Source organism: uncultured Pigmentiphaga sp., from assembly GCF_937950555.1.
Taxonomy (GTDB): Bacteria; Pseudomonadota; Gammaproteobacteria; order Burkholderiales; family Burkholderiaceae_B; genus Pigmentiphaga.
In genome coordinates this window covers 73585-90288 of record NZ_CALFCW010000012.1, presented here as the reverse complement: position 1 = coordinate 90288, position 16704 = coordinate 73585, and the positions used below count along the sequence as shown (strand labels likewise).

Annotated in this window: 18 protein-coding genes; 11 read left to right on the top strand and 7 right to left on the bottom strand. The window is 66.0% G+C overall.

Translation table 11 applies throughout. The features are described from left to right. The 7 genes from Q0319_RS01955 to Q0319_RS01925 all read right to left on the bottom strand — a co-directional run bounded on the left by Q0319_RS01955 (position 1) and on the right by Q0319_RS01925 (position 5924). The gene (locus tag Q0319_RS01955) at positions 1-291 is read right to left on the bottom strand and encodes a hypothetical protein (protein ID WP_299450552.1); all 291 of its coding nucleotides are present in this window, start codon (positions 289-291) and stop codon (positions 1-3) included. Between the two features lie 73 nt (positions 292-364). Then, positions 365-847, bottom strand: a complete 483-nt coding sequence (gene recX, locus Q0319_RS01950; protein ID WP_296471340.1) for a recombination regulator RecX — start codon at positions 845-847, stop codon at positions 365-367. Beyond that, positions 834-1904 (bottom strand): recombinase RecA, encoded by a 1071-nt coding sequence (gene recA, locus Q0319_RS01945; protein WP_296471337.1) that lies wholly within the window; start codon positions 1902-1904, stop codon positions 834-836. Before recA ends, recX begins: the two co-directional genes overlap by 14 nt. A gap of 117 nt (positions 1905-2021) precedes the next feature. Then, positions 2022-3062 (bottom strand): MaoC/PaaZ C-terminal domain-containing protein, encoded by a 1041-nt coding sequence (locus Q0319_RS01940; RefSeq protein ID WP_299450548.1) that lies wholly within the window; start codon positions 3060-3062, stop codon positions 2022-2024. 24 nt (positions 3063-3086) lie between these two features. Further along, positions 3087-3941, bottom strand: coding sequence for a CoA ester lyase (locus Q0319_RS01935; protein ID WP_299450546.1), 855 nt, complete (start codon positions 3939-3941; stop codon positions 3087-3089). A gap of 37 nt (positions 3942-3978) precedes the next feature. Beyond that, positions 3979-4716 (bottom strand): GntR family transcriptional regulator, encoded by a 738-nt coding sequence (locus tag Q0319_RS01930; RefSeq protein ID WP_299450544.1) that lies wholly within the window; start codon positions 4714-4716, stop codon positions 3979-3981. A gap of 11 nt (positions 4717-4727) precedes the next feature. Next, complete coding sequence (locus Q0319_RS01925) at positions 4728-5924, bottom strand: CoA transferase (RefSeq protein WP_299450542.1); 1197 nt, start codon at positions 5922-5924, stop codon at positions 4728-4730. A 103-nt stretch (positions 5925-6027) separates the two neighbouring features. On the opposite strand from Q0319_RS01925, the gene Q0319_RS01920 reads away from it, so the two are divergent. From Q0319_RS01920 to Q0319_RS01870, 11 genes are all read left to right on the top strand, one after another. Further along, positions 6028-7008 carry a tripartite tricarboxylate transporter substrate binding protein gene (locus tag Q0319_RS01920; protein WP_299450540.1) on the top strand — a complete coding sequence of 327 codons (981 nt, stop codon included), beginning with the start codon at positions 6028-6030 and terminating at the stop codon, positions 7006-7008. A gap of 76 nt (positions 7009-7084) precedes the next feature. Continuing rightward, on the top strand, positions 7085-7774 hold the full coding sequence (locus Q0319_RS01915; protein ID WP_296462797.1) for a response regulator transcription factor: 690 nt from the start codon (positions 7085-7087) through the stop codon (positions 7772-7774). 15 nt (positions 7775-7789) lie between these two features. Then, positions 7790-9262 carry a sensor histidine kinase gene (locus Q0319_RS01910; RefSeq protein ID WP_299450537.1) on the top strand — a complete coding sequence of 491 codons (1473 nt, stop codon included), beginning with the start codon at positions 7790-7792 and terminating at the stop codon, positions 9260-9262. A gap of 340 nt (positions 9263-9602) precedes the next feature. Further along, entirely contained in the window at positions 9603-11228 is a 1626-nt protein-coding gene (locus Q0319_RS01905) for an MFS transporter (protein ID WP_296462914.1), read from the top strand. 173 nt (positions 11229-11401) lie between these two features. Beyond that, the gene (locus tag Q0319_RS01900; RefSeq protein WP_363322227.1) at positions 11402-12151 is read left to right on the top strand and encodes an ABC transporter ATP-binding protein; all 750 of its coding nucleotides are present in this window, start codon (positions 11402-11404) and stop codon (positions 12149-12151) included. Between the two features lie 116 nt (positions 12152-12267). Further along, the gene (locus tag Q0319_RS01895) at positions 12268-13068 is read left to right on the top strand and encodes an efflux RND transporter periplasmic adaptor subunit (RefSeq protein ID WP_299450533.1); all 801 of its coding nucleotides are present in this window, start codon (positions 12268-12270) and stop codon (positions 13066-13068) included. Between the two features lie 9 nt (positions 13069-13077). Next, positions 13078-13833: an MtnX-like HAD-IB family phosphatase gene (locus Q0319_RS01890; protein ID WP_299450530.1), complete on the top strand. Its 756-nt coding sequence runs from the start codon at positions 13078-13080 to the stop codon at positions 13831-13833. A gap of 23 nt (positions 13834-13856) precedes the next feature. Next, the gene (locus Q0319_RS01885) at positions 13857-14717 is read left to right on the top strand and encodes an alpha/beta fold hydrolase (protein WP_296462812.1); all 861 of its coding nucleotides are present in this window, start codon (positions 13857-13859) and stop codon (positions 14715-14717) included. Beyond that, positions 14714-15070, top strand: coding sequence for an EamA family transporter (locus Q0319_RS01880; RefSeq protein ID WP_296462815.1), 357 nt, complete (start codon positions 14714-14716; stop codon positions 15068-15070). Before Q0319_RS01885 ends, Q0319_RS01880 begins: the two co-directional genes overlap by 4 nt. Next, positions 15070-15477, top strand: a complete 408-nt coding sequence (locus Q0319_RS01875) for an EamA family transporter (RefSeq protein WP_296462818.1) — start codon at positions 15070-15072, stop codon at positions 15475-15477. The genes Q0319_RS01880 and Q0319_RS01875 overlap by 1 nt, the downstream gene beginning before the upstream one ends. Continuing rightward, positions 15464-16687 carry a DegT/DnrJ/EryC1/StrS family aminotransferase gene (locus Q0319_RS01870; RefSeq protein ID WP_299450527.1) on the top strand — a complete coding sequence of 408 codons (1224 nt, stop codon included), beginning with the start codon at positions 15464-15466 and terminating at the stop codon, positions 16685-16687. The genes Q0319_RS01875 and Q0319_RS01870 overlap by 14 nt, the downstream gene beginning before the upstream one ends. Positions 16688-16704 lie beyond the last annotated feature (17 nt).

The window sequence follows — 16704 nt, the reverse complement described above, 5'->3', positions numbered from 1 at the left end:
TCAACGTATGGTGTTCACCTGCAATTGCGCGGGGCTCCCGTCGCCCGGAGCGCGCACGACCGTACCGATTACGGCCACCGTGCGCGATTGCACTTCCAAGATCTGCGACCGGGTCAAACCGAGCAGGTCCCAGTGTCCCTGTTCGGTTTCCAATACGGCGACCGCAAACGGCTCGTTTCCCTTGAGCGTGACGCGTCCCTCTACGGCGATCACGTCGCCGGGCTTAGGATGGGAAGGCGCGCAGGCTGATAGGAGAACGCCCAAGGCCAGGATGACGGACAAAGCTCGCATGAGTGTCTCGCGACGGCGTGGAAACGGGACGAGGCGCCGATGGCGCTGCGCATGATTCCTGCGCGAGGCGCGGTCAGTCCTCGACGAGATCGTCCAAGTCTACGCCGCGCAGCACCTGCCGGATAGTGGCTAATCCGAAGCCGCGGGACATCAGGAAGCGTACCTGCTTCGCCCGCTGCCCCGCATCGGTGGGCAACTGGCCGAAGCGCTTGCGCCACACCTCGCGGGCGCGGGCAAGCTCGGTGGATTGAAGTTCGTTGCGCAATTCGGAAATCTGCGCATCGCTGACACCATGCTGGCGCAGCTCGCGCACGATGCGCAAGGTACCCTGCTTGGCGGCAAGCCTGTGCACTACGCTTTGCGCGTAGCGCTCCGTGGACAGCCAACCTTCCTTCTCCAGGCTGTCGAGTACCGCGCGGACCTCGCTTTCCTCGCCGAAGCGGGCGAGCTTGCGCTCGAGTTCCACGCGGCTATGCTCGCGCCGGGACAAATAGCCTACCGCCCGGGCCTTCAACGAAAGCCCGGAAGCAGGCTTGCGGCCGTCATTCGTCTCCAAGCTCTTCGGCAACGTTACCGGCGACGCGCGCCGCAACGCCCAGGCGCTCGCGGACGCGGTTTTCGATCTCGAGCGCCATTTCCGCATGTTCCTTCAGGAATTCGCGGGCGTTGTCCTTGCCCTGGCCGATCCGCTCGCCGTTATAGCTGAACCACGAGCCGGACTTCTCGACGATGCCGGCTTGCACCCCGAGGTCTAGGATCTCGCCTTCGCGCGAGATGCCTTCGCCGTACATGATGTCGAAATCCGCGCTCTTGAACGGTGGCGCCACCTTGTTCTTGACGACCTTGACCCGGGTTTCGTTGCCGATGACCTCGTCGCCCTTCTTGATGGAGCCGGTGCGCCGGATGTCGAGCCGGACCGAGGCGTAGAACTTCAGCGCATTGCCGCCCGTGGTGGTTTCGGGGTTGCCGAACATGACGCCGATCTTCATGCGGATCTGGTTGATGAAGATCACCATGCAGTTGGTGCGCTTGATGGAGGCAGTGAGCTTGCGCAGCGCCTGGCTCATCAGGCGCGCCTGCAGGCCGGGCAGGGAATCGCCCATCTCGCCTTCGATTTCCGCCTTCGGCACCAGCGCCGCCACCGAGTCGATGACGATGAGGTCTACCGCGCCGGAACGCACCAGGGCGTCGGTGATCTCGAGGGCCTGCTCGCCGGTGTCTGGCTGCGAAATGAGCAGATCGGTGAGGTTCACGCCCAGCTTGGCGGCGTATTGGACGTCGAGGGCATGCTCGGCGTCGATGAAGGCGCAGGCCCCGCCCAGTTTCTGCATCTCGGCGATGACCTGCAGGGTGAGCGTGGTTTTCCCGGACGATTCCGGACCATAGATCTCGATGACGCGGCCGCGGGGCAAGCCGCCCACGCCCAGCGCGATGTCGAGCCCGAGCGACCCCGTGGAGACGACCTGGATATCGTGCTCGACCTCGTTGTCGCCATAGCGCATGACCGAGCCCTTGCCGAACTGCTTTTCGATCTGGGAAAGGGCGGCGGCCAGCGCCTTGGTTTTTTCGTTCTGGGCTGCGGCAGCCGCCTTGGAAGCTTTGGTGTCGTCCATTCTGGGATCCTTGGGTTGATGGGCGAATTATGGCACTGCCAGATACTGTATAAAAAAACAGTATGACATCGCAAGGCCCAAGGCCAATTAACAACGGTTCCGGATGTCCCGCGCCCCTCAATAACCCGCCTGCGAGTACACGGCAGCCGCGCGCCGGTAAACCATCAAGGCGCGGCGGAAGCGATTGACCATTTCGCCGCGCTGGTTCCTCGCCTCGGTCAGCACCGTCACCACGCCTCGGTCGGGACGCGAGCCGGAAGGCCGCGCCCCTTCCACCGTGGACCGCGCCTCGAGGGTGTCGCCCGGCATGAGGTCGACGCCGAACTCCACGTCGGTCCAGCCCAGGTTCACGGACACGCGGCCAAAGGTGCGGGTGGAAAGCGCCACCGCCACGGCGACTCCCCACGTCTGGGGAACGACGGGCGCAGGCAAGCCGATCGCGTGCGCGAACGCGTAATCGTGGCTCTGGGGCTGCCACTCCATCGACCGCAAGGCATGCAGCGTGGCTTCCTCGGCCAGCAAGGTCTTGCGGGGAGCATGGATGATGGTTTCCCCGCGCCTCAGGTCTTCGAAAAACAGCCCCGTCTGCTCGACCCAGGCTCCGTCGTCGCGCTGCACGTGCGACAGGAAACGCTCCTCCGTCGCCGGCCGCGCATCCGGTACCCTGTCCGGGCCTGTTGTGCTGCGCCACAGCTCGACGACATAGCGCAGCTCCGCCACCTGTTCGCCCCGCTGGTTGAAGCCGCGCGTCAACAGGCTGGCCCGCCCCGACTCCGCATCGACGGGCTCGGCGGCGAGTACCTCGGTTTCGGCGTAGAGCGTGTCGCCGCCGAACACGGGACGCGTCAGCGCAATGCTGGACATCGACGCAATGCGCCGCCTCCGGCCGAAGGTTTTCGCCGTCATGCCGATCAGCCGCTGCAGGGTCAGCGTGCTGACCATCAGCGGCCGGCGCCATTCGGTCTGCGCCGCATAGTGCTCATCGTAATGCACCATCGCCGAATTGACCGAGTCCAGCGCCTCCTCCACGTTGTCCTGCTGCGAAAAGGTCATCCCGGGGCGGTGGATATAGCGCTGCCCGGGAGCCAGGTGCTCGAACCCGAGGCCAAAACGTTCGGCGTAGATGCCGTCTCCCAATCGATAGTAGGCGGTATGCATGGCAATCTCCCCCAAGGAACTCCGTCAGGCGGCGGCCCGCTGCAAGATGCGGCAAGCGCGCCGGTACACCGGTTCGTCCACCATGACGGCATCCACGACGCAGGCCCTCCCTCTCGCAGCCTCGTATCCCGCAACGACGCGGCGTGCCCACTCCACCTGCTGGGGGTTGGGAAGGAAAGCTTCCATGATGATGGGGCACTGGCGTGGATGGATCGCCAGCTTGCCGTGGAAGCCCATCGCCCTTGCGCGCTTGCAGTCGAGGCGCAGGCCGGCATCGTCATCGATGAGCAGGTGCGGCACGTCCAGCACCGGCACGCCCGCGGCCGCGGCTTCGAAAATCAGGCGCCCCCGTACGTAGGCCAACGCCTCCCAACTGCCGTCTATCCCTGTCTCGGCGCAAAAGTCGGCCGCCCCGAACGCGAGGGCCGCCACGAAAGGCCCGGCCATTGCGATCTCTTCGGCGCATCGCACCCCCCGCACGGATTCGACCAGCGCCATCACGCGCACATCGGGATTGCGGCGTGCGAGGTGCGCATGAGCGGACCTCACCTGCGCCGCCTCCTCGGCCTTGGGCACGACGATCCAATCGAGCGCCGGCAGCATGCCTGCCACCCGCAGCGCGTAAAGATCTTCGAAGCCGGATTCGGACTGCGGCGGCGATATCCGCAGGCCTATCGCCGGCGTCCCCGGCCGCCGCATGGAAAGCCCTGCCAGCCAATCCAGGACCGCATGGCGCGCAGCCTCCCTCTCCTCGGCAGGCACGGCATCCTCGAGATCAAGGATGATGCCGGGTGCGCCGCTGCGCAGCGCCTTGTCGAACCGATCGGGCCGATTGCCCGGACAGAAGAGAAAGGTCGAAGGAACGACGGTGTGGGTCACGCTGGCTCTCCGTACGGATGCGGCCGGCGCGACCGCGTCAGCCGGTCGCTTCGCGCCGCATGGTGGTCGTAAACAGATGGCGGCCTTCCGGGAAGAGGCTGATCGAGGCCACGATCAAGTCTTTCTTCGCGCCGTAATACCAAGTGCGGGTACGCAACGTGGGCGTGCCAGGATGGGTTTCGAGCAGCCTGGCCTGCGCCTTGGTAAGCCGGACGGCATCGATTTCCTGCCGGATCTCGCAGACCAGGTCGCCCCGTCTTTCGGCCAGCAGTTCCGCGATCGACGCGCGATGCCCCTCGAGCTGCCCGACCGCATCCGCATACAGCGAGGGAACATGGTGCTCGCTGTACACCACGGGCGGCGCGCCATCGCTCTGCCTGAGGCCGGTCACCCGGATGAAGCGCTGCTCCGCCGGCAACCTCAATGCTTGCGCCGACGGCGCGCTTCCGTCTACTTCGCGGATCTCCACGGTCTGGAAGCGAAAACCCCGGGTAAAGCGCAAGATGTCGTCCACCGTACTGCCGACGTGGACGAAGCTGCCCGTGGGCTGGGTAGACTCTACCCTGGTGCCTATGCCCGGCCGGCGGCTGACCAGGCCCTGTACCTCCAGCTCGCGCAGCGCCCCCCGGACCGTGATGCGGCTCACGTTGAACTGTTTGCCGAGCTCGTTTTCGGTAGGCAGCAAGCTGCCGGCCGGATACTCGCCATCGCGGATCCGCTTGATCAAGGTCTGGGCCAGCAGCTTGTACTGCGAACCCGCACTGCGCTGGAACATGGGGAGACACGTCAGAGTACGCCGAGGGATCTAAGTCTACCTTGCTCCTCTTCCCCTACGCCGATCGAGCGGAGCAACGACTCGGTGTCCGCTCCCATCGACGGCGCCGCGGCGAGCGGGACCGCTTCGCGCGAGGTCTTGATCGGGCTGGCCAGCACGCGCATCCGGCCGCCATCATCCAGCACGACGTCTCGGATGCAGCCGCCCGCCCGCGCGAGCGGCGCCTCGAGGGCCTGAGCCACCGACAACACAGGCGCCGCAGGAACCGCGCCACCGAAAATTTCCATCCAATCCGCCGTCGTGCGCGTCCTCAGCACTTCGTCCAGCATTGCCGTCAGCACCTCCCGGTGCTCGGCGCGCCGGGCAAAGTTGGCGAAACGCGGATCGTCCGCCCATTCCCTGCGCCCGATGCATGCGCAGAGCGCGCGCCAGAATTTCTCTTTGTTGCACATGAGATAAATCCAACCGTCGCGGGTCGGGTAAAGCTGGCACGGTGTCAGCGAAGGGTGGGCCGAGCGGGCTTGCCGCGCGGTGTCGACGCCCATGTTCAGGTACCACGCCGCCACATAGTTCAGGTTGTGCAGCGCGACGTCATACAGGCTGGTGTCGATGTCGCCGCCCCGTCCCGTGCGCGCCGCGTCCAGGAGGCCGCTCACCAGCCCCAGGGCCATGACCACGCCCGTCATGTAGTCGACCAGCGAAAGTCCCATGCGGGCCGGGGGCGTGCCGGGTTCCCCCGTCAGCGCGAAATATCCGGCCTCCGCCTGCACGAGATAGTCGTAGCCGGGCCACGTCGCGCGCGCCCCTTCCCGGCCGTAGGCCGAGATGTGTGTACAGACCAGGGCGGGATTGGCATCCTTGAGCTGGTCGTAGGTCAGTCCCAGCTTGGCAGGGACGTCGCCGCGCAGGTTATTGACCACGCCGTGCGACGTGGCGGCAAGCCGGCGGAACAGCGCGCGCCCCTCTGGATGCGAAAGATTCAATGTCAGGCTCTTTTTGCCCAGGTTGAGGCTTTGGAAGAACAGGCTTTGGGCGCTCGCCGGCAGGCCGGGCAAAAAATGCGGGCCGACTTGCCGCGATACGTCTCCCTGGCCCGGCTGCTCGATCTTGATGACCTCGGCCCCCAGCGAAGCCAGCAATTGGGTGCCGAACGGCGCCGCGCCATACTGCTCCACGGCAAGAATGCGGAAACCTCGAAGCACGGACATGGATGCTCACCGAATGAGAGGCGGTTCTTTACTTTGTTATAACAATATAACAAAATAGCGCCACAAGAAAAGCCTTTCGGGCACCATCGAGGAGGAGATCATCATGAAGAAGCTGCTGCTGCCGCTTGGGCTCTTCGCGTTCCTGGCCGGGCTTCCCGCCGAAGGCGCAGACCGGGCGTTTCCGGACAAGCGGGTACGCGTCATCGTTCCGTTTCCGCCCGGCCAGGGCTCTGACGTCCTCGCCCGCGCGATCGGCGACAAACTCGGGCAGAAATGGGGGCAGCCGGTCGTGGTGGAGAACCGGGCCGGTGCCAACGGCGCGATCGCCCTCCAGGAGGTCGCGCGCGCCACGGGCGACGGCCACACGCTGTTGGTGACGTCCAATTCGCCCGTCGTCATCAATCCCAGCCTGTACAAGCAACTGCCCTATGACGTCGGGCGGGATTTCCGGCCGGTGACGCTGCTCGCCGCCACCGACATGCTCATGGTGGTGAACGCCCAATTCCCCGCCACGACGCTGCCGGAAGTCATCACCCATCTCAAAGCGCATCCGGGCGAATACAGCTACGGCTCGCCAGGCACGGGCTCAACCAGCCACCTGAGCATGGAGATCTTCAAGCAGCTTGCCGGCGTGGACGTCGTTCACGCCCCCTACAAGGGCAGCGCACCGGCGCTCACCGACCTGATCGGCGGCTCGATCAAGCTCATGATCGACGCCTTGCCGAGCGCCCTGCCGCAGGTCAAGGCCGGCAGAGTCCGCGCCATCGCGATCACGAGCAACGACGAACCGTCCACCATCATGCCCGAAGTACCGCTCGCCAGCGCCGCAGGCCTGAAAGGGCTGCCCGGGCGTGCCTGGTACGGCATGCTGGCTCCCAAGGCCACGCCCACCGACATCATCGACAAGATCGCCGCCGACGTCGAAAGCGTGCTGCGGTCTCCGGAGATCGCCGCCAAGCTGCCGCAGCTGGGCTTGGAGCCGGTCAAGCCGATGACGCCCGCCGAGTTCGGCCGTTTTCTCGACAAGGAAATGGCGTACTGGGTCGACGCCACGCGACGCACCGGCATGTACCAGGTGGAATAGCGCTAGTGACTCCGCCCACCGGCTGAGAGAAAATGGGGAGGGCCGCGACGCCAAAGCCCGACGCTACAATCCTCCCATGCGCATCCTCATCGCCGAAGACGACAACATCCTTGCCGACGGCCTGTCCCGCTCGCTGAGGCAGGGAGGCTACGCGGTCGATGCCGTGCACGACGGCGTGGAGGCGGACTCCGCCCTCGCTGCGCAGCCGTTCGACCTGCTGATCCTGGACCTCGGCCTGCCCCGCCTCTCGGGCATCGAAGTGCTGCGCCGCCTGCGCGCCCGCAACTCGCACCTGCCAGTGCTCATACTCACGGCAGCCGATAGCGTCGAGCAGCGCGTCAAGGGGCTGGACCTGGGCGCCGACGATTACATGGCCAAGCCGTTCGCGCTTTCAGAGCTCGAGGCGCGCGTGCGTGCCCTGACGCGACGCGGCGCGGGCGGCGGGCCGACCGTGCTGCGCCATGGGCGGCTGTCCTTCGACCAGGTCGGGCGCGTCGTTTCCATCGACGACCAGGTCGTGGAGTTGTCGGCGCGCGAGGTCAGCCTCCTCGAGGTGCTCTTGGCGCGCAGCGGGCGCATGGTCAGCAAGAAACAGTTGGTGGACCACCTCTGCGAATGGGGCGAAGAAGTCAGCACCAACGCCATCGAAGTGTACGTACACCGGCTGCGCAAGAAGCTGGAGCCGGGCGACGTGAAGATCGCGACGGTGCGCGGCCTGGGGTATTGCCTGGAACGCGACCCTGCCGCCCAGCGCGGCGCCGGCTGACCCCTCGCGCCGCGCATGGACGACGACCGCAGGGGCCTGACGCCCGTCCCGGCTCTCGAACGGCCGGCCCGGTCGCTGTTCGGCGAAATCCTGGATTGGATGCTGGTGCCGTTGTTCCTGCTGTGGCCGATCAGCGTGGCCATCACTTACGTCGTGGCCCAGTCGATCGCCGTGGCGCCCTACGATCGCGCCCTTGCCAACACCGTCTTGGCGCTGGCCCAACAGGTCCAGGACGTCAATGGCCGGGCCCGCCTGCAACTGCCGGATTCCGCCCGCGAGATGCTGCGCGCCGACGAAACCGACAGCGTTTTTTACCTAGTGCTGGGCAGCAAGGGTGAATACCTGGGCGGCGACCGCGAATTGCCCCTGCCTTCCCTGGAGCATCCGCTGCCGGGGATCGTGCAGTACCGGGATGACGTCATGCGTGGCTTTGCGGTGCGGGTCGCCTACACATGGGTGGCGCTACCGACGTCGCCAGGCGCGCAGCCGGCGCTGGTGCAAGTGGCCGAAACCCTGGAAAAGCGCTCGCAGCTGGCCAACGAGATCATCAAGGGCGTGATCCTGCCCCAGGTCGTCGTGCTGCCCCTGGCCGTGGTGCTCGTGTGGTTCGGGCTCTCGCGCGGCATCGCGCCCCTGGGCAAGCTGCAGGAACGGCTGCGGGCGCGCCGCCCGGACGACCTTTCGCCCATCGACGAGCGCGAAGTGCCGCAGGAGATCGCCCCATTGGTCCGGGCCATGAATGAGCTGCTGCAGCGCTTGTCGGCCAACGTGGCGGCGCAAAAGCGCTTCGTGGCCGACGCCGCGCACCAGATGAAGACGCCGCTCGCCGGCATCCGCACCCAGGCCGAGCTGGCGCTGCGCAATGATAGTCCCGAGGACATGCAGGCCAGCCTGCGCCACCTCATCGCCGGCGCGGAACGCGCCACGCGGCTGGTCAACCAGTTGCTCGCGCTCGCCCGCGCCGAGGATACCGGCAGCCCGCTCGACACCTCGATCCGCGTGGATCTCCAGGCGATCGCCAGCGAGCAGACGCAAAACCGGGTGCAGGAAGCACTGGCCAAGGGCATAGACCTCGGGCTGGAAGGTTCCGAGACGCCGGTCGAGGTCTCGGGCAATGCCTTGCTGCTCGCCGAGATGATCAGCAACCTCATTGACAACGCACTGCGCTATGCGCCAAGCGGCGCCGTGACCGTCCGCGTGACCGACGACGAAAAAGGCCCCCTGCTCGAGGTCGAAGACTCGGGCCCGGGCATTCCGGCCGAAGAGCGCGAGCTCGTCTTCGACCGCTTCTACCGCATTCTCGGCTCGGAGGCCGCTGGCAGCGGGCTGGGCCTGGCCATCGTGCGGGAAATCGCACAACGCCACCGGGCTGTGCTGTCGATCTCGGACAACCCGCGCAGCACGGCCCCGGGCATGCCCGGCACGCGCATCAGTGTCCGGTTTCCGCCCCACTCCGGTGGGCGGGCAGAAAATGCCATGACGGCGTAAGGCCTTCCCTCCGCCGGCGTGCTGGCATGGGCGCCCTGGCTGGCCGCCCGGCGCCGGTTGCCACGCTCCTGTGCCCGCGAAGACATCCCGCAGGGGCCGGCGCTTCCCTTCCCCGTTGGGGGAAACAGACATTCCTCACCATTCGGTGAAAATTCAGCCTAGCGTCAGCAATCCGTCAGTTTCGCGTCAGTGAGTATTTCTACCCTGAAATTTGAGTCCGGGCCTCGACGTCCGGGCCAAACTGCAATAACACCCTCAAGGCAGTACCTCACCGAGGAGACACCCATTCATGAGCTCCACCGCCAGCAGTACCGGGGCGCCCGTTCCGGCGTCACGCCCCATGACCAAGGAAGAGCGACGCGTGATTTTTGCCTCTTCGCTCGGCACGGTATTCGAGTGGTATGACTTCTATCTATATGGATCACTTGCCGCCATCATTGCGCGGCAATTTTTTTCTGGGGTCAACGAAACAGCAGCCTTCATCTTCGCACTGCTCGCATTCGCCGCCGGGTTCGCCGTGCGGCCCTTCGGGGCGCTGGTGTTCGGGCGGCTGGGTGACCTGGTCGGCCGCAAGTACACCTTCCTCATCACCATCCTGATCATGGGGTTCTCGACCTTCCTGGTCGGCGTTCTCCCTTCGTACGCCACGCTAGGCATCGCTGCGCCCATCATCCTCATCGTGCTGCGGCTCGCCCAGGGCTTGGCGCTGGGCGGCGAATACGGCGGCGCGGCCACCTACGTCGCCGAGCATGCACCGCACGGCAAACGGGGAGCGTATACCAGTTGGATCCAGACCACCGCGACGCTGGGCCTGTTCCTGTCCTTGCTGGTCATCCTAGGCGTGCGCACGGCCACGGGGGAAGAAGCCTTCGCCGCCTGGGCCTGGCGCATCCCGTTCCTGGTGTCCATCGTCCTGCTGGGCATATCGGTGTGGATACGGCTGCGGCTGAACGAATCGCCGGCCTTCCAGCGCATGAAGGCCGAAGGCAAGCAGTCCAAGGCGCCGCTGACGGAGTCTTTCGCCCGCTGGGGCAACCTGAAGATCGTGCTGCTGGCGCTGTTCGGCCTGACCGCCGGGCAAGCGGTGGTGTGGTACACCGGCCAGTTCTACTCCCTCTTCTTCCTGACCCAAACCCTGAAGGTAGACGGCTCCACGGCCAACATCCTGGTCGCGCTCGCCCTGCTCATCGGCACGCCCTTCTTCGTGATCTTCGGCTCGCTCTCCGACCGCATCGGCCGCAAGCCCATCATCATGGCCGGCTGCCTGATCGCGGCGCTCGCCTACTTCCCGCTGTTCAAGGCGCTTACGCACTACGCCAACCCGGCGCTGGAGGCCGCGCAGGAAAAGTCGCCGGTCGTGGTGGTGGCTGATCCCAAGACCTGCTCCTTCCAGTTCAACCCGGTCGGGACGGCCCAGTTCGTCAGCTCCTGCGACCAGCTGAAGTCCTTCCTCGCCTCCAACGCGGTGAACTACAGCAACGAGGCCGCGCCGCCGGGAACCCTGGCGCACGTGAAGATCGGCGACACGGTGATCCAGTCGTTCGAGGGCGCCGGCCTGCCGGCCGCCGAATTGAAAGCCCGCAGCGATGAGCTCCGGGCGCGGCTGACGGCGGAGATCCGCAACCACGGCTATCCGGCCAAGGCGGACCCGGCCCAGATGAACAAGCCCATGCTGGTGCTACTGCTCACGCTGCTGGTGATCCTGGTGACCATGGTGTACGGCCCCATCGCGGCGATGCTGGTGGAACTGTTCCCCACCCGGATCCGCTATACCTCGATGAGCCTGCCCTATCACATCGGCAACGGCTGGTTCGGTGGTTTCCTGCCCACCACGTCGTTCGCCATCGTGGCTGCCACGGGCAACATCTATAACGGCCTGTGGTACCCGATTGTCATCGCGCTCATGAGCCTGGTGGTCGGAACACTCTTCATCCGCGAAACGAAAGACAACCGCCTGGAGGCTTGATCTATCCAATAGGCGAGGGGCAAGACACCCCCGCCTACCGCGCGGCGCCTGTACAACAATTCCTCCCGGGCGCCGCGCCCGCCTTCCCGTCCTCCCACGTCTTGGGTTATCGTACGGTTGGTTACAACCCCGATGCGTGCGGGGTTTTGTTTTATCAGCCGTGGAGACTTGCCATGCGGGCAAACGAGCCCCGGGCCCCTCATCGCCCCCAGGGGAGCGCGCCGAGCCTCGTTGCTGAGTCTCTCAGCAAATCCTTTCTGTCCGGTAATGTTCGAGAACGGATCCTGCGCGACTTGTCAGTTAGCATTATGCCCGGCGAGCTCACCCTGATCTCCGGGCCTTCCGGCTGCGGCAAGAGTACCTTGCTGGCCATCCTGAGCGGCATGCTCCGCCCGGATTCCGGCACGGTTCGCGCTCTCGGACAAGACCTCGATTCGCTACAGCCGCGAGAGCTCGAACGATTCCGGCTCATGCATACCGGCTTCGTCTTCCAAGGGTTCAACCTTTTCCCGGCGCTCACTGCCCTCGAACAGGTTATGTTGCCTTTGCGCTACATCGGCCTGAATGCGGACCGCGCCAAGGAACGGGCCTGGTCGGCGCTCGAAGAGGTGGGCATGGAAGGGCGGGCCGGGCTGCGCCCTGCAGGCCTGTCGGGCGGCGAGCAGCAGCGCGTCGCCATTGCGCGCGCGCTCGCCAAGGAACCCGAGTTGCTTTTCGCTGATGAACCCACTAGCGCGCTCGATGCCAAGAACGGCATGAAAGTCATCGACATCCTGCACCGCATCGCCCGCCGGCACGGGGCCACGGTTTTGTGCGTCAGCCACGACCCTCGCCTGATCAGCCACGCGGACCGCGTCCTGACCATGGAAGACGGCCGCATCCTGGACGATCGCCGCACTGAGGCCGAGGCGGCCGCCATTTAGGAATTTGTGATTACGTGACTACGCTGTTTTCGTCCTTCGGCCTTGGAGTCCTCACGATATCGGCTGCTAGCCTGATGATGACGGGATGTTCCCGCCAACAGGAGCCCACGCAGAGCATGGCGGAACAACCGGCCTACGTCGCCGTCGCGCGGGGCCGCGTCGACGTCGAAGGCGGCCTGGTGCGCGTCGGCGCGGCGGTGGACGGGACGGTCATGCGCGTGCACGTGCGCGACGGCGACCAGGTCAAGAAGGGTCAAACGCTGATCGAACTCAATCCCGCCGCCGCGCAGTTGGCCGTGGACGCCGCCGAAGCAGAACTGCGGCAAGCCCAGGCGCAGGAACGCGTCCTGCGCGCCCGCCTGCCCGGCCTGCAGGAGCGAGCCCGGCGCCTGGCCGAAGCGGCCGCCGGCGGCGCGATAGACGGCCAGACCGCCGATGACGCCCGGCACGAAGTCGTCCGGTCCGAAGCGGAGGTTGCTGCCTCCCAGGCGGCTGTCGACGTCGCGCGCCAGAAACTGCGCGCCGCGCAATGGACGCTCGAGCGCCAGCAGGTGCGCGCCCCCGTCGACGGCGAAGTGGTCGGACTGAATGCCCAGGTCGGCAATGCCGTCGCGGCCCAGACGGAGCTATTGCGGCTGCTGCCCAAGGGCCGGCTGGTCGTCCGCGCAGAAGTCAACGAAGCCTATGTCGCTCCGCTGAAAAAAGGCATGCAGGCCGAAATCGTGGTCGAGGCCGCACCCGGCAATCCCCCGATAGCCGCTCGCCTCGAACGCATAGGCAGCGTCTTCCAGGTGATGGCGCCCAGCGACGATCCACAGGAACGGATCAGCCGCCGGGGCGTCGAATGCCTGTTGTCAATAGAAAATCCCGATAAGCTGCGTGTCGGCCAACGGGTACTGGTTCGTTTCCTTCCCTAAAGGCTTGTCATGTTGCTTAGTCAGTACGTCGCCGAAAACCAGCCTGGAGCCGAGTGGATCGTCTTGTGCGATTTCGACGGCACCATCTCGAAACGGGACGTCACCGACACCTTGCTGGAGCATTTCGGCAAGCCGGGATGGGAAGACCTGGAAGCCGCGTGGGAGCGCGGAGAAATCGGTTCGCGCGAGTGCATGGCCAAGCAGATCGCGCTCATCGACGCCAGCCGCGAAGAACTGGACGAATTGGTGGCCGGCATCGAGATCGATCCGCACTTTCCCGCCTTCGTGGCACGCGCGCGGGAGCTTGGCACGCCCGTGCACGTCGTGAGCGACGGCCTTACCTCGGTGATCACTGCCATCCTGGATCGCCACGGGCTGGCCGACCTGCCGGTCGTGGCGAACCGCTTCGAACAAACCGGCCCGCGCAGCTGGCAGTTGGCCTTTCCCTACGCGGATGGCGCCTGCCGCAAGGCGAGCGGCACTTGCAAATGCTCATACGGCTCCGTCGTGCGCACCGCCCACGACAAGATCCTCTACGTGGGTGATGGTGCCTCGGATTTCTGCGTGTCCGGCACGGTCGACCTGGTGCTCGCCAAGCACCGCCTGATCGAACATTGCCGCGAGCACGGGCTGGTCCACATTCCCATCGCGGGCTTCGACGAAGCACGCAATGCGCTCGATTTCATCCTGAGCGGTCAGCTGCACGCCATCGCGCAGCCTCCGCGTGGATTCGCGACATCGTCCGCCGCGGCCAGCACGGCTTGACGGCGGGCGCCACGACACATCTCATGATCAAAGCTGCGGATTATTATTTGAAGGGCGGCCGGGCCGGCGTGCTGCTCATTCACGGATTGACCGGCACCCCCAATGAAATGCGAACGGTCGGCAAGGGGCTGCACCGAGCCGGCTTCACCGTGTACGGCATGCAACTCGCAGGGCACTGCGGGGACGTCGAAGACCTCGTGCGCACGGGCTGGAAAGACTGGTACGCCAGCGTGCTGGAAGCAGTGGACCGGCTGCGCCAGGACGTCGACCACTGCTTCGTGGCCGGGTTGTCCATGGGCGCCGTGCTCGCCCTCAAGGCGGCGGCCGACAGGCCCGATGACATCGACGGCGTCGGCGTCTACGGCGCCACGTTCCGCTACGACGGGTGGAACATCCCGTGGTACCGGTGCTTTTCCTTCCTGCTGCCCTGGTTCAAGCGCTTCAACCTCTTTCAAGACCGGGTCTTCGAAGAAGAGCCGCCCTACGGGCTGAAAGACGAGCGCCTGCGCGCCTCGATTTCGTCCAGCATGCTCAGTGGCGACAGCGCCGAGGCAGGCTTGCCCGGCAACCCGTTCCCCTCCCTGGCCGAGCTGATCCAGTTGTCGGCCACGGTACGCAAGGAGCTGCACAAGGTCCGCTGCCCCTGCTTGATTATTCATGCAGCCGAAGACGACATGGCGAGCGTCAGCAACGCCCATCTGGTCATGAAGCGCGTGAGCGGGCCGACCAAACTGGTGCTCTTGCACGACAGCTATCACATGATCACCGTGGATCGCGAGCGGCGCGAGGTCATCCGCGAGTCGGTCGAGTTCTTCTCCAACATCGCCGCGCAGCGCAAGCACTCGGTCGAGGCGCAAGGCGTCCGGCTGGCCGCAGCACGATGACGCCGCTCGTCGCCCTGCTCTGGACGCTCAACGTCCTGGTGGACACTGGCGGCCAGCTCGCCTTCAAGGCCGCCGCCACCACTCCCGCGAGCGGGACCGGGCTGCAATACTGGCGCCAGCTGGCAAGACGGCCCTGGATCTGGATAGGCATAAGCTGCTACGTATTCGAGTTCGTCGTCTGGCTCGCCTTTCTGTCGCTCGTTCCGCTCTCAGAGGGCGTGCTGCTGGGTTCGATCAACATCGTTGCCATCATGATCGCCGGTCGCTTCTTCTTCCATGAGCGCCTGACGCCGCTGCGGGTCGCGGGCATCGTGCTGATTGCCATCGGCGTTGCCGTAGTGGGGCTGCCCTGATGCATCGCTTCTATCTCATCGGATTCGGCCTGCTGATGGCGTTCGACACCCTGGCGCAGATCAGCTTCAAGTACGCAGCCAACCAGGCCATGCCGCTCGCCGCGGACCTAGACTGGCTGCTGCGAGTATTCGGACAGCCCTGGATATACGGCGCGTTCATCGGATACATCGGCGCCTTCTTCACTTGGATGTCGCTGCTCAAGCGCGCTCCCATCGGCCCGGCCTTCGCCGCATCCCACCTCGAGGTCGTCACGGTCATGCTGGCGTCGGTATGGCTGTTCGACGAGCGCATCAGCGCCAGCCAGGCGTTCGGCGCGCTGCTCATCATCGGCGGCATCGTCTGCCTGGCCTTAGGCGAAGCGCAGGAAACCCGTAGCGCCGCGGAGCCCGGCCGTGCAGACCCCTAGCGTGCACCGCGCCGGCATCGAGGTTCCGCCTACCGCGGGCCTGCCGCTGCGCTGGCGCGACCTGCTTCCGGGCGGGCCAGCCGACCTGGAAGCCTGGCTCGCCGCCTGGCTACGCGTGCCGGCACTGCAGCTGGAATGCTCGGGCACGGCCTGCCTCATCGTGGCGCTGCGGACGCTGGCCGCCCGCAGCCCGCGCAAGACCGTGGTGCTCCCCGCCTACACCTGCCCACTGGTGGCACTGGCGGTTCACCACTGCGGGTTGCGAATGCGCTTGTGCGACTTGGCGCCGGATCATTTCGATTTCGATCCTGGGGCGCTGGAGAGCGCCTGCGATGACGATACGCTCGCCATCGTCGTCACGCACTTGGCAGGCCGGGTCGCAGACGTCGAATTCGCGCGGCGCTGCGCCGAGAAATGCGGCGCCGCCCTCATCGAAGACGCAGCCCAGGCGCTGGGCGCGCGCAGGGCGGGACAAAGCGTCGGCCTGGACGGCGACATCGGTTTCTTCAGCCTGGCCGCCGGCAAGGGGCTCAGCATTTTCGAAGGCGGCCTGCTGGTGGCCCGCGATCCCGCGCTGCGCCGCGCCTTGCAAGCGACCAGCGACCGCGTCGTCGGCCGTCACCTGGGATGGGAGCTGCGGCGCTGCCTGGAACTCATGGGCTACGCGGCGCTTTATGGGCCGCGCGGCATGCGGCTCGCCTACGGCCGGCCGCAGCGCGCAGCCCTGCGCGCCGGCGATCCCGTCCGGGCGGCAGGAGATGACTTTTCCTTCGACATTCCGGTTCACCGCGTAGGAGCGTGGCGCCGCGCGGTCGGGGCCAAGGCGGCAAGGCGGTTGCCTGCCTTTCTCGACCAGGCCACTGGGCGCGCCGCGCAGCGGCTTGCGCGCCTGCAAAGCCTGCCCGGCGTGACAGTGCTGCAGGACAGACCGGGAGAGCAAGGCGTCTGGCCGTTCTTCATGCTGGTCCTGCCCGATGCTGACACCCGTGCGCGCGCACTGGAGCGGCTCTGGGGCACCGGCCTGGGAGTCGGCCCGCTATTCGTCCACACCCTGCCCGACTACGATTACCTGCGCCCCATCGTCCCGGACGCCCCGCTTCCCCACGCCCGCGATTTCGCCGCGCGTACGCTAAGCGTCACTAACAGTCACTGGCTGGACGAGGAGCTTTTCGGCGCGGTCTGCCACGCCTTGGAATCGGCCTTGCGCTAACCGTCCCGCCGCGCCCG